This is a genomic window from Streptomyces sp. NPDC026500, from assembly GCF_055567635.1.
The window spans coordinates 45,883-58,067 of record NZ_JBVHQB010000018.1; the positions used below are offsets into that span (position 1 = coordinate 45,883).

Sequence of the window (12,185 nt, forward strand, 5' to 3'; positions counted from 1 at the left end):
GCCGACGCCGTGCGCGGGGCAGGGCGGGCCGGGGCGGAGCGAGCCGAGGCCGGGCGGCGGGAAAAGCGAAAGGTGAGAGGCACACACCGGTGCCTCTCACCTCTACTGCCGATCTGCTGTTGATCCGCCGGCGATCCGCCGGCGAACCACTGCCAACGGGCTGGGTACTACGGCAGGTTGCGCGCCATCACGATGCGCTGGACCTGGTTCGTGCCCTCGTAGATCTGGGTGATCTTCGCGTCACGCATCATGCGCTCGACCGGGTAGTCGCGGGTGTAGCCGTAGCCGCCGAGGAGCTGGACGGCGTCCGTGGTGACCTCCATGGCGACGTCCGAGGCGAAGCACTTGGCGGCGGCGCCCTGGAAGGTGAGGTCCTTGTCGCCGCGCTCCGACTTGGCGGCGGCCGCGTACGTCAGCTGGCGGGCGGCCTCGATCTTCATGGCCATGTCGGCGAGCATGAACTGGATGCCCTGGAAGTCGGCGATGGGCTTGCCGAACTGCTTGCGCTCCTGGACATAGCCCTTGGCGTAGTCGAGGGCGCCCTGGGCGACACCGAGGGCCTGCGCCGCGATGGTGACGCGGGTGTGGTCCAGCGTCTTCATGGCGGTCGCGAAGCCGGTGCCCTCCTCGCCGATCATGCGGTCGGCGGGGATGCGGACGTTGTCGAGGTAGACCTCGCGGGTCGGGCTGCCCTTGATGCCGAGCTTGCGCTCCGGGGCGCCGAAGGAGACACCCTCGTCGGACTTCTCGACGACGAACGCGCTGATGCCCTTGGAGCGCTTCGTCGGGTCGGTCACCGCCATGACCGTGTAGTACTCGGAGACGCCCGCGTTGGTGATCCAGCGCTTGACGCCGTTCAGGACCCAGAAGTCCCCGTCGCGCACGGCCTTCGTCTTCATGCCGGCCGCGTCCGAACCGGCGTCCGGCTCGGAGAGGCAGTACGAGAACATTCCGTCGCCCTTGGCGAGCGGGCCCAGGTACTTCTTCTTCAGGTCCTCGGAGCCGGAGAGGATCACCGGCAGCGAGCCCAGCTTGTTCACCGCGGGGATGAGGGAGGAGGACACACAGACGCGGGCCACCTCCTCGATCACGATGACCGTCGCGAGGGCGTCGGCGCCCGCGCCGCCGTACTCCTCGGGGACGTGCACCGCGTGCAGGTCGTTGGCGACCAGGGCGTCCAGCGCCTCCTGCGGGAAGCGGGCCTCCTCGTCAACCGCCGCTGCGTACGGCGCGATCTTCGCCTCGGCCAGCGAACGGATCGCGTCCCGGAGCATGTCGTGCTCCTCGGACGGGCGGTACAGGTCGAAATCAGCCGATCCGGCCAAGGTCTCTCACGCTCCAAGTGATGCTGTGCTGGCTGCGCTAACTACCGTTAAGTAACACAAATTTTAAGGGCCTGACCGCCAGACGGATACGTGAGCTTGGCGACAGGCGGAAAAACTGCCCGTGAAAGCGCTCCCCCACGCCCCGACTATGCTCGGGCGCGCACCGACGCCGCACACCTCAGGAGCACCCATGGCCCTCAAGATCACCGTGATCGGCACCGGCTACCTCGGCGCCACCCACGCCGCGGCCATGGCCGAGCTCGGCTTCGAGGTCCTCGGGCTCGATGTGGTGCCGGAGAAGATCGAGATGCTCCAGCGGGGCGAGGTCCCGATGTTCGAGCCCGGTCTCGAAGAACTGCTGCGCAAGCACGTGGCCGGGATCGAGGGCTCCACGGGCCGGCTCCGCTTCACCATGGACTGGGCCGAGGTCGGGGCCTTCGGCGACGTCCACTTCGTCTGTGTGAACACGCCCCAGAAGCACGGCGAGTACGCGTGCGACATGTCGTACGTCGACGCGGCCTTCGAGTCGCTGGCGCCGCATCTGCACGGTCCCGCCCTCGTCGTCGGCAAGTCCACCGTGCCGGTCGGCTCGGCGGAGCGGCTGGCCGCCCGGCTCGTCGAGCTCGCGCCCGCCGGTGAGGACGCCGAGCTGGCCTGGAACCCGGAGTTCCTGCGTGAGGGCTTCGCCGTGAACGACACGCTGCACCCCGACCGGATCGTGGTGGGCGTGCGCAGCGAGCGCGCCGAGAAGCTGCTGCGCGAGGTCTACGTGACGCCGGTCGCCGACGGTTCGCCCTTCGTCATCACCGACTTCCCGACCGCCGAACTGGTGAAGACCTCCGCGAACTCCTTCCTCGCCACCAAGATCTCCTTCATCAACGCGATGGCCGAGGTCTGTGAGGCCGCCGACGGTGACGTGGTCAAGCTGGCCGAGGCCATAGGGCACGACGAGCGGATCGGGAAGAAGTTCCTGCGGGCCGGGATCGGGTTCGGCGGCGGCTGTCTGCCCAAGGACATCCGCGCCTTCATGGCGCGCGCCGGTGAGCTGGGCGCCGACCAGGCGCTGACCTTCCTGCGCGAGGTCGACACCATCAACATGCGGCGCCGTGGCCAGATGGTGGAGATGGCCCGCGAGGCGCTCGGCGGCGGCTCGTTCCTCGGCAAGCGGGTCGCCGTGCTCGGCGCGACCTTCAAGCCCGACTCCGACGACGTACGCGACTCCCCGGCACTGAACGTCGCCGGGCAGATCCACCTCCAGGGCGGCCAGGTCACCGTCTACGACCCGAAGGGCATGGCGAACGCCAAGCGGCTCTTCCCGACGCTCGGGTACGCCGACTCCGCCGTGCAGGCGGTCCGGGGCGCCGATGTCGTCCTGCACCTGACGGAGTGGCGCGAGTTCCGCGAGCTGGACCCGGCGGTGCTGGGCGAGGCGGTCACGTCCCGGGTACTGCTGGACGGGCGGAACGCGCTGGACCCGGAGACGTGGCGCCGGGCCGGCTGGACCTACCGGGCCATGGGGCGGCCCACCGCCTGAGACCCACCAGCGACGGGCGCCCGGCGCCCGTCGAGGTCTGTCGCGGACGACGCCGGTCCGGCCGAGGCTCAGTCGGCCGGACCGGCGTCGGTTGCATTCTGCACCACTTCGCTGTGCGGTGACCGGAGACCTCCGGACTCCGTCCGGCTCCCCGTCCGCCTCCCCGCCCTGGCCCGTCCGGCTCCTGGTCGGGATTCCGGTGCGACTTCCGGTGCGAATGGGTTGCGGCTTCGGTGCGACCTTCGACTCCGGTCCTGATCGGGCCGCTCCTGGTCGGACCCCCCGGTCCGGCGTCCTGCCAGGTCTTCCGCCGCCGACGCCTACTTGGCGCGGTAACGGCGCATCTTGGCGCGCGCCCCGCACACCGACATCGAGCACCAGCGGCCGCGGCCCGCCGGCGAGCGGTCGTAGTACACCCAATGGCAGGTCGGGGCCTCGCAAGCCTTCAGTCGCGGCCAGGTGCCCTCGACCAGCGACTCGGCGACCGCGGCGGCGATCCGGAAGGCCAAGGGGGTCGGTGAGGCCGGAGAGGCCGGAGAGGAGGCGCGGGAGGTCTCCTCGGTGGCGGGGACCAAGTACGCGGCGCCGCCGTCCTCGTCGACCGCCACCCGCAGAGGCGCACGCGCGAGGAGTTCCCCGAGGGGGACCACCTTCCGGTGCGCCGGATGGCCCGCGTGCGCCAGACACACCGCCCGCAGCGATTCGCGCAGCTCGCGTGCCCCCTCCGCCTCGCCCGCCGCCAGGCCGAAGCGGGCCAGCCCCTCGGGTGTGTCGAGGGAGTCGGCGCCCGACTCGATGTCCAGGGTGTTCACCAGGGCCTGGACCAGGGCCAGACCGCCGGGTGCGGGCGCTCGGTCATTCATGCTTGCCACGTTACCTCTTATGCGGGAGCATGCAGTAACCGTTACTTCTTGAGGCGGTTTACAGGTAACTCTTCATTCACCGTCATTCACCGATGCTGCTGGAGATCCACGGAGGAAGTCATGGCTCTCGCCAAACTGGACGTCGTCGTCCTGGACTGTCCCGACCCGCGCGCGCTGGCCGAGTTCTACGCCGGGGTGCTCGGCGGCACCATCACGGACCAGACCGACTGGATCGACCTGGAGGTGCCCGGCGGTCAGCAGCTGGCTTTCCAGGCCGCCCCCGGACACGTACCGCCGCGGTGGCCCTCGCCCGACGGCTCGCAGCAGTTCCATCTGGATCTGAAGGTCGAGGACCTGGACGTGGCGGAGAAGGGGGTGCTGGCGCTCGGCGCGACGCCGCTGGACACCGAGGACAGGTCGCGTACGTTCCGGGTGTACGCCGACCCGGCGGGGCACCCGTTCTGCCTCTGCGCCTGCTGAGCGCACCCGGGCGAGAAGCACGTCTCCGCCTCCGCCGGATCGCCCCGCTCCCGCGGAGGCGCCGGCGGCGGTTCAGCCGTCCAGGTCGGCGATCTTCGCGGAGGACGGCTGCCGGCGCTGCTGGGCGGCGCGGGCCGTGAAGTCCGCGCTGCGCAGGACACGTTGGACATTGCCCCAGGTGAGCAGGGCGAGGTCGGACACGGACCAGCCGCGGGTGATGAGCTCCGCGATCAGATGCGGATAGCAGGACGCGTCGGCGAGGTCCTGCGGGTGTGCGGTCCCGGAGTCGTACGTTCCCGAGAGGCCGACGCATTCCGCTCCCGCGAGCGCGCGGACGTGGTCGAGGTGGTCGGCGACGTCCCGGACGGACGGGCCGGTCTGCTCGGCGGTGAGCGGGACCAGGCACAACCCCTTGGCGGCGCCCAGTTCGACCAGGACCTCGTCGGGGAGGTTCGACGGGTGGGGGCGCAGCGCGCGGGCGGCCGAGCGGGTGAACAGGACCGGGGCCTTGGAGGCGGCGAGGGCGCGGCCGATCGTGGCGTCCGAGGTGCCCGAGAGGTCGGCGAGCACACCGAGCCGGTTCATCTCGCGGAGCACCTCCTCGCCGAACCGGGTCAGGCCCGCCTCGCTCGCCCAGGAGACGCCGGCGAGCGTGAGGATGCGCAGGCCGAGCGCGTGCAGGGAGCGCAGGATGCCGAGGGAGTCGCCGAGCGCGGCCGCTCCGGCGGGGCCGATGACGACCGCGACGCGTCCGCAGTTGCGGGCGTCGGCGATCTCGCCTGCACCGCGCGTCATCCGCAGGCCCTCGGGGTACGCGTGGATCACCGTTTTCATCAGGTCCAGCTGCTCCAGGGTGGCGCCGACGGCCCGGTCCCCGGCGAGGCCCTTGGGCAGGTGCAGCGACCAGAACAGGGCGCCCACATGCCCTTCACGCAGCCGCGGCAGATCCGTGTCCACGGCGCTCTCGCCCAGCTCCAGATCGAACCAGGGCAGATGGCGCAGTGCCCACGGCAGACCGCTGTAGCCGTCGGCGACGGGGGTGCCGGCCAGGAAGGCACGGGCCCGCGACAGTGGGTCGGCGCCGGGACCGGTCACCGCGGCGTGGTCCGGGGCGTCGGAACCGGCGACGAGGTGGGTGTCGCCTCCGAGGCGGGTGCCGGAGGGCAGTTGTTCGGTCTCGGGCCAGGCAGCAGCGGACGGGTCGAGCTCTCCCACCTCGACGGTGGTGTGCAGTTCGTCCTGCAGGTCTGCCATGACAGGCTCCGTGGTGTGGACAGCGGCGATCGCGATACCGCCACCGTGGCACGGGGCCCGGGGTGCTTCCTGGTGGGCGCGGCGTTCGGAGTACCCGCAGCGACCGTGCGGTCGGAGCGGGCGCGGGCCCGAAGCCACCCGGCGCCGGTCCCGGGCGCGTCGAAGGCGCCCGAGCAATCAGCCCGGACGCCTTCGGGAGCCTCGAAGCCCTGAAGCTCCGTAGGCCGTCAGCCGTAACTCGTAAGCCACAAGCAAGCCGTGAGCCGCCGGCTGTCAGCCGTCGCCAGTCAGCTTGTCAGCCGTCAGCAGTCAGCAGTCAGCAGTCAGCAGTCCAACTGTTCCAGCGTCGCGTTCGACGGCGCCCGCCGGGACTGGAGGTCGCGGGCCACGTCCTCCGCCGCGCCCAGCACGCGCACGGCGTTCTGCCAGGTCAGCTTGGCCACGTCCGTGGACGACCAACCGCGGTCGAGGAGCTCGGCGATCAGATTCGGATAGCCGGAGACGTCGTCCAGCCCGTCCGGGGTGAACGCCGTGCCGTCGTAGTCGCCGCCGATGCCGACGTGGTCGATGCCGGCGACCTCGCGCATGTGGTCGAGGTGGTCGGCGACCGTCGACACCGTGGCGATGGGGCGCGGGTTTTCCTCCTCGAAGGCACGGTGGATCTTCATGCCCTCGGCGGTGGTGTCGAGGTGGTGGAAGCCGTTCGCCCGCATGTTCTCGTCGGCCGCGGCCGTCCAGTCGACCGCCGCCTGGAGAACGAACTTCGGCACGAACGTCACCATCGCCACTCCCCCGTTGGCGGGCAGCCGCTCCAGCACGTCGTCCGGGATGTTGCGCGGGTGGTCGCACACCGCGCGCGCCGAGGAGTGGGAGAAGATCACCGGCGCGACGGAGGTGTCGAGCGCGTCGCGCATGGTCGTCGCGGCCACGTGCGAGAGGTCCACGAGCATGCCCTCGCGGTTCATCTCCCGTACGACCTCGCGGCCGAAGGACGACAGGCCGCCCACCACGGGAACGTCCGTCGCCGAGTCCGCCCACGCGATGTTGTCGTTGTGGGTGAGGGTCATGTAACGGACGCCGAGCACGTACAACCCGCGCAGGGCGGCGAGGGAGTTGTCGATCGAGTGCCCGCCCTCCGCGCCCATGAGGGAGGCGATACGGCCCTCGGCACGCGCCGCCTCCATGTCGGCGGCGGTCAACGCGGCACGCAGGTGCGTCGGGTGACGGTCGATCAACTGCTTTACGCAGTCGATCTGTTCGAGCGTCGCGGTGAGCGCGCCGGGCAGGTCCGACCGGACGTACACCGACCAGTACTGGGCACCGACGCCGCCGGCGCGCAGCCGGGCCAGGTCCGTGTGCAGGTGGGCGCTCTGGTCCACGGCGATGTCACGGGCGTCGAGGTCGTAACGGACCTGCTCGCGCAGGGCGTAGGGCAGGTCGTTGTGCCCGTCGACGACGGGGAACTCGTCGAGCAGGGCGCGCGCACGGTCGAGCGAGGGCAGGGAGGACTCGGGGGCCTGGGAGGACGAGGACATCCGCGTCACTTCCCGAAGCCGAAGCCGCCGGCGGCACCTTCGACCTTGGCCCGCAGCCGCTTGCCCTTCTCGGTGGCCTGGTCGTTCAGCTCCTGCTGGAACTCCCGCATCCGGCCGAGGAGTTCCTCGTCGTGGGCGGCGAGCATCCGGGCGGCCAGCAGACCGGCGTTGCGGGCGCCGCCGACGGAGACGGTCGCGACGGGCACGCCGGCCGGCATCTGCACGATGGAAAGCAGCGAGTCCATGCCGTCGAGGTACTTGAGCGGGACGGGCACACCGATGACGGGCAGCGGGGTGACGGACGCCAGCATCCCCGGCAGATGGGCCGCGCCGCCGGCGCCCGCGATGATCGCCTTGAGCCCGCGCTCCGCGGCCTGTTCGCCGTACGCGATCATCTCGTGCGGCATGCGGTGCGCGGAGACGACATCCACCTCGTAGGGGATCTCGAACTCGTCCAGCGCCTGGGCGGCGGCCTCCATGACCGGCCAGTCGGAGTCCGAACCCATGACGATGCCTACAACGGGGCTCATTCGGTGATCGTGCCTCTCAGGTAGCCGGCTGCGTGCCGGGCGCGCTCAAGGACATCGTCCAGGTCGTCGCCGTAGGTGTTGACGTGGCCGACCTTACGGCCGGGCTTCACGTCCTTGCCGTACATGTGGATCTTCAGCTGCGGGTCGCGTGCCATGCAGTGCAGGTACGCGGAGTACATGTCGGGGTAGTCGCCGCCGAGGACGTTCGCCATGACCGTCCACTTGGCGCGCGGACGCGGGTCCCCGAGCGGGAGGTCGAGAACCGCGCGCACGTGGTTGGCGAACTGGGAGGTGATCGCGCCGTCCTGGGTCCAGTGGCCCGAGTTGTGCGGGCGCATGGCCAGTTCGTTGACGAGGATGCGTCCGTCGCGGGTCTCGAAGAGCTCGACGGCCAGGTGCCCGACGACGCCGAGTTCCTTGGCGATGCGCAGTGCCAGCTCCTGTGCCTCCAGGGCCAGCTCCTCGGCGATGCCGGGCGCCGGGGCGATCACGGTGTCGCAGACGCCGTCGACCTGCTGGGACTCGACGACGGGGTACGCGACCGCCTGGCCGTGCGGGGAGCGGACGACGTTCGCCGCGAGCTCCCGTACGAAGTCGACCTTCTCCTCGGCGAGGACGGGGACGCCCGCGCGGAACGGGTCGGCGGCCTCCTCCAGGGAGCGGACGAACCAGACGCCCTTGCCGTCGTAGCCGCCGCGCACGGTCTTCAGGATGACCGGGAAGCCGTCGCCCTCCGCCCCCGCGGCGAGGCCTTCCGCGGCGAACGCGGCGACGTCCTCGACGTCGGTCACGATGCGGTGCCGTGGGCACGGCACACCGATCTCGTCGAGCTTCGCGCGCATCACGCCCTTGTCCTGGGCGTGCACGAGCGCGTCGGGGCCCGGGCGGACGGGGATGCCGTCCGCCTCCAGGGCCCGCAGGTGCTCGGTCGGGACGTGCTCGTGATCGAAGGTGATCACGTCACAGCCCCGCGCGAAGTCACGCAGCGTGTCGAGGTCGCGGTAGTCGCCGACGACGACATCGCCGACGACCTGCGCCGCGGAATCCTGAGGAGTGTCACTGAGGAGCTTGAACTTGATGCCGAGCGGGATGCCCGCCTCGTGTGTCATACGAGCGAGCTGACCCCCGCCGACCATGCCGACTACCGGGAACGTCACGCTCCAAGAGTATCGGCCGCGCCACGGTGGCTGATTTCCGCGGCGATACGCCCGATTTTCCCTGCTGGTGACCACGTCTTTTCTTACCTGTGAGCCCATGCACAGGCACCGTGCGGGGGCGCTGGTTAGCATGGGCTGGTTGGCGTATTCCACCGACTTCCACCGAAGCAGCAGACGACATAACCCACCGACGGGGGCTGGCGACACCATGGACAGTGCTTCATCGGGCCCTCAAGCGGGGCCTCGCAGCGCGGTTCGCCGCCGCTTCGACCTGCTCTTCCGTGAGGTCGCCAAGTTCGGCGCGGTGGGCGGTGCGGGGCTGCTCGTCAACCTGATCGTGTTCAACCTCGTACGCCATCTCACGGGCCTGCAGGTCGTGCGGGCCAGTGTCATCGCCACGGTCGTCTCGATCGTCTTCAACTACGTCGGGTTCCGCTACTTCACCTACCGGGACCGCGACAAGGGTGGCCGCACCAAGGAGCTGACGCTCTTCCTGCTGTTCAGCGTGGTGGGACTGTTCATCGAGAACGGTGTGCTCTACGCGGCGACGTACGGCTTCGGCTGGGACAGCCCGCTGCAGAGCAACGTCTTCAAGTTCCTCGGCATCGGCGTCGCGACCCTCTTCCGGTTCTGGTCGTACCGCACCTGGGTGTTCCGGGCGCTTCCGGCCCGGGAAGCCGTGGCCAGTGCCGAATCGTTCCTGGACGAGGACTCCGATCCCGAGGCGATGAACCGGTACGCCCGCGGGCCCGCGTGAACTGAGCGGCGGCCCCTGCCCGACCCTCCGCTGCCCTGCCCGACCGTCCGCTGCCCTACCTGACCGTCCGCTCCTCGTCGTCCTCCGGGAGGCGTGGCGGGCGCTTCAGCGGGGTCCGGGACAGGAACAGGCCGAAGACCGGGGGCTGGGCCTGGAGCATCTCCAGGCGGCCGCCGTCGGCCTCCGCGAGGTCGCGGGCGACGGCGAGACCGATGCCGGTGGAGTTGCGTCCGCTGATCGTGCGCTCGAAGATGCGGGCGCCGAGGTCGGTGGGGACGCCGGGGCCCTCGTCGGTGACCTCGATGACGGCCTGGTTGCCGATGACGCGGGTACGCAGCGCGACCGTGCCGCCACCGTGCATGAGGGAGTTCTCGATCAGTGCCGCGAGCACCTGGGCGACCGCGCCGGGGGTGCCCACCGCCTGCAGATGGCGCTTGCCGGAGCTGACGATCGCGCGGCCTGCGCTGCGGTAGGCCGGGCGCCATTCCTCCAGCTGCTGCTTGATGACCTCGTCGAGGTCGAAGGAGACGGCGGAGCCGGTACGCGGATCGCGGGCGTTGGTGAGCAGGCGCTCGACCACGTCCGTGAGGCGTTCCACCTGCGTCAGCGCGATCGTCGCCTCCTCCTTCACCGTGTCGGGGTCGTCGGTGAGGGTGATCTCCTCCAGGCGCATGGAGAGCGCCGTCAGAGGCGTCCGTAGCTGGTGGGAGGCGTCTGCGGCGAGGCGGCGCTCGGCGGTGAGCATCCGGGCGATGCGCTCGGCGCTGCCGTCCAGGACGTCGGCGACCCGGTCCAGCTCGGGGACGCCGTACCGCTTGTGGCGCGGGCGCGGGTCGCCCGAGCCCAGCCGTTCCGCCGTCTCGGCGAGGTCGGTGAGCGGGGAGGCGAGGCGGTTGGCCTGGCGTACGGCGAGGAGGACGGCGGCGATGATCGCGAGCAGGGCGACGGCGCCGATGACCAGGAGCGTACGGCCGACTTCCTTGGTCACCGAGGAGCGGGGCTCCTGGACGGTGACCGTCTCGCCCGACTCGCCCCTGGCGGTGTACTGGATGACGTCGCCGGTGGGCTCGCTGCCGACCTCGATCGGATCGCGGCCCGGAATCCTGATCACGGCGTAGCGCCGGTCGGTGACCTGGTTCTTGAACGTCTCGCCGGTGATGTTCTCGTCGCCGAGGATGCGGCTGTCCACGATGCTGGCCAGGCGCAGCGCCTCGGAGTCCACGCGCTCCTGGGCGCTGTTGCTGATCGTGCGGGTCTCGACGATGACGAGGGAGACGCCGAAGACGGCGATCACCACGAGCACGACGGCGAGGGTGGACTGGATCAGACGGCGACGCACGGGGCCCTCCGGGCAGATGGCTGTACCGGGACCAGTGTGCACGTTCGCCACCCCGGCCCGGACGGGGCGCCGAGCCGAGGGCTCGGGTTTTCCGTCGCCGCCCCGCAGCGTGTCGCGTACACACGCCCTTGGGACGGTCGGATGTCCCGCACACGGGGCCCCGGGACGGTTCACGTGTCCCGTCCACGCGGCCCCGGGACGGTTCGGGCCGGGCCCCCGCAGGCGGGGCGGCGGGCAAGGTCACGGTCGCGGACCCGCCAGGTCCTTGCGCGCGGTTCCACGTCGGGCCCGGTGCGGCGGCCGCCGCACCGGCCGGTGCCCGCCGGAAGTCCGGAACCACCGGAGAGGCCGAAGTCCTCCAGCGGGCCCGGACCGCGGCGAGGCCGGCGGCTCCGGACCGGGACGCCCGGTCCGGCGAAGCCTCAGCTCTTCTCGAAGCGGAAGCCGACTCCTCGTACCGTCGCGATGTAGCGGGGGTTCGCCGCGTCGTCGCCGAGCTTCTTGCGCAGCCAGGAGATGTGCATGTCGAGGGTCTTGGTGGAGGACCACCACGTGGTGTCCCAGACCTCGCGCATGAGCTGGTCGCGGGTGACGACCCGGCCGGCGTCCCGGACCAGGACGCGCAGGAGGTCGAACTCCTTGGCCGTGAGCTGGAGTTCCTCGTCGCCCATCCAGGCACGGTGCGACTCGACGTCGATGCGCACGCCGTGGGTGGCGGGCGGCTGCTGGGGTTCGGCCGCGCCGCGCCGGAGCAGCGCCCGTACCCGGGCGAGGAGTTCCGCGAGCCGGAACGGCTTGGTGACGTAGTCGTCGGCGCCCGCGTCGAGGCCGACGACGGTGTCCACCTCGTCGGCGCGCGCGGTCAGGATGAGGATGGGCACGGTGTGGCCCTCGGCGCGGAGCCGGCGGGCGACTTCCAGGCCGTCCATGCCGGGCAGTCCGAGGTCCAGGACGACCAGGTCGACACCGCCCTGCATTCCGGCGTCGAGCGCGGTGGGTCCGTCCTCGCGGACTTCGACCTCGTAACCCTCCCGGCGCAGGGCACGGGCCAGCGGCTCCGAGATGGACGCGTCGTCCTCGGCGAGCAGTACACGGGTCATGGGGTGATGGTAGTCCGCCGCGGACGACGCCCGGGCAGTGATCCGCCTCCGTGATTCACACCCTCCATCCGGGTGTTTCTTACCTGCGGGTATGGGATGCGATCCTGAAGAACACCTTCGAATGATCGCCCGCGGTTCCATGATCGCCTGTGATCCATGTCTCAAGTCCTTCCATATGCCGCATTGCCATGTCGTATGGTGACCAGACGCCTCAAGCACTACATCAGGACCTTTGGCGCGCACTTGTTGCTGAAGGTCTCTTCTGTGTGCGGGCTGGTGTCAGCCAGCCTTGAAGGAAAGACCTGTGGCCG

11 protein-coding genes are annotated in these 12,185 nt (G+C 70.5%); 3 read left to right on the top strand and 8 right to left on the bottom strand.

Annotated features, from left to right (window positions below; genetic code table 11):
* Positions 1-167: 167 nt before the first annotated feature.
* Positions 168-1,325: an acyl-CoA dehydrogenase gene (locus ACZ4N5_RS29085; protein ID WP_365880627.1), complete on the bottom strand. Its 1,158-nt coding sequence runs from the start codon at positions 1,323-1,325 to the stop codon at positions 168-170.
* A gap of 190 nt (positions 1,326-1,515) precedes the next feature.
* On the opposite strand from ACZ4N5_RS29085, the gene ACZ4N5_RS29090 reads away from it, so the two are divergent.
* Positions 1,516-2,859 (top strand): UDP-glucose dehydrogenase family protein, encoded by a 1,344-nt coding sequence (locus ACZ4N5_RS29090; RefSeq protein ID WP_467760010.1) that lies wholly within the window; start codon positions 1,516-1,518, stop codon positions 2,857-2,859.
* Between the two features lie 320 nt (positions 2,860-3,179).
* Here the strand turns inward: ACZ4N5_RS29090 and ACZ4N5_RS29095 are convergent, their stop codons facing one another.
* A complete protein-coding gene (locus ACZ4N5_RS29095; RefSeq protein ID WP_467760011.1) occupies positions 3,180-3,722 on the bottom strand; it encodes a CGNR zinc finger domain-containing protein in 543 nt (180 codons plus the stop codon).
* 120 nt (positions 3,723-3,842) lie between these two features.
* On the opposite strand from ACZ4N5_RS29095, the gene ACZ4N5_RS29100 reads away from it, so the two are divergent.
* Positions 3,843-4,202 (top strand): VOC family protein, encoded by a 360-nt coding sequence (locus ACZ4N5_RS29100; RefSeq protein ID WP_467760012.1) that lies wholly within the window; start codon positions 3,843-3,845, stop codon positions 4,200-4,202.
* 72 nt (positions 4,203-4,274) lie between these two features.
* Here the strand turns inward: ACZ4N5_RS29100 and ACZ4N5_RS29105 are convergent, their stop codons facing one another.
* The 4 genes from ACZ4N5_RS29105 to ACZ4N5_RS29120 all read right to left on the bottom strand — a co-directional run bounded on the left by ACZ4N5_RS29105 (position 4,275) and on the right by ACZ4N5_RS29120 (position 8,678).
* Complete coding sequence (locus ACZ4N5_RS29105) at positions 4,275-5,456, bottom strand: dipeptidase (RefSeq protein ID WP_467760013.1); 1,182 nt, start codon at positions 5,454-5,456, stop codon at positions 4,275-4,277.
* 323 nt (positions 5,457-5,779) lie between these two features.
* Positions 5,780-6,991, bottom strand: a complete 1,212-nt coding sequence (locus tag ACZ4N5_RS29110; RefSeq protein ID WP_467760014.1) for a dipeptidase — start codon at positions 6,989-6,991, stop codon at positions 5,780-5,782.
* A 5-nt stretch (positions 6,992-6,996) separates the two neighbouring features.
* Entirely contained in the window at positions 6,997-7,521 is a 525-nt protein-coding gene (gene purE / locus ACZ4N5_RS29115) for a 5-(carboxyamino)imidazole ribonucleotide mutase (RefSeq protein WP_151471261.1), read from the bottom strand.
* Positions 7,518-8,678, bottom strand: a complete 1,161-nt coding sequence (locus ACZ4N5_RS29120; protein WP_467760015.1) for a 5-(carboxyamino)imidazole ribonucleotide synthase — start codon at positions 8,676-8,678, stop codon at positions 7,518-7,520. Before ACZ4N5_RS29120 ends, purE begins: the two co-directional genes overlap by 4 nt.
* A 208-nt stretch (positions 8,679-8,886) precedes the next feature.
* Between ACZ4N5_RS29120 and ACZ4N5_RS29125 the strand changes: the two genes are divergently transcribed.
* Positions 8,887-9,435, top strand: a complete 549-nt coding sequence (locus ACZ4N5_RS29125) for a GtrA family protein (RefSeq protein WP_467760016.1) — start codon at positions 8,887-8,889, stop codon at positions 9,433-9,435.
* Between the two features lie 55 nt (positions 9,436-9,490).
* Here ACZ4N5_RS29125 and ACZ4N5_RS29130 read toward each other — a convergent pair whose 3' ends face one another.
* The gene (locus ACZ4N5_RS29130; RefSeq protein ID WP_467760017.1) at positions 9,491-10,774 is read right to left on the bottom strand and encodes an ATP-binding protein; all 1,284 of its coding nucleotides are present in this window, start codon (positions 10,772-10,774) and stop codon (positions 9,491-9,493) included.
* A 422-nt stretch (positions 10,775-11,196) separates the two neighbouring features.
* On the bottom strand, positions 11,197-11,874 hold the full coding sequence (locus ACZ4N5_RS29135; protein ID WP_018566970.1) for a response regulator transcription factor: 678 nt from the start codon (positions 11,872-11,874) through the stop codon (positions 11,197-11,199).
* Positions 11,875-12,185: the final 311 nt, after the last annotated feature.

Excerpts from the sequence above, each read along its gene's own strand:
- ACZ4N5_RS29090 (WP_467760010.1), top strand. The coding sequence starts at position 1,516 with ATGGCCCTCAAGATCACCGTGATCGGCACCGGCTACCTCGGCGCCACC.
- ACZ4N5_RS29095 (WP_467760011.1), bottom strand. The coding sequence starts at position 3,722 with ATGAATGACCGAGCGCCCGCACCCGGCGGTCTGGCCCTGGTCCAGGCC.
- ACZ4N5_RS29100 (WP_467760012.1), top strand. The coding sequence starts at position 3,843 with ATGGCTCTCGCCAAACTGGACGTCGTCGTCCTGGACTGTCCCGACCCG.
- ACZ4N5_RS29105 (WP_467760013.1), bottom strand. The coding sequence starts at position 5,456 with ATGGCAGACCTGCAGGACGAACTGCACACCACCGTCGAGGTGGGAGAG.
- ACZ4N5_RS29110 (WP_467760014.1), bottom strand. The coding sequence starts at position 6,991 with ATGTCCTCGTCCTCCCAGGCCCCCGAGTCCTCCCTGCCCTCGCTCGAC.
- purE (WP_151471261.1), bottom strand. The coding sequence starts at position 7,521 with ATGAGCCCCGTTGTAGGCATCGTCATGGGTTCGGACTCCGACTGGCCG.
- ACZ4N5_RS29125 (WP_467760016.1), top strand. The coding sequence starts at position 8,887 with ATGGACAGTGCTTCATCGGGCCCTCAAGCGGGGCCTCGCAGCGCGGTT.
- ACZ4N5_RS29135 (WP_018566970.1), bottom strand. The coding sequence starts at position 11,874 with ATGACCCGTGTACTGCTCGCCGAGGACGACGCGTCCATCTCGGAGCCG.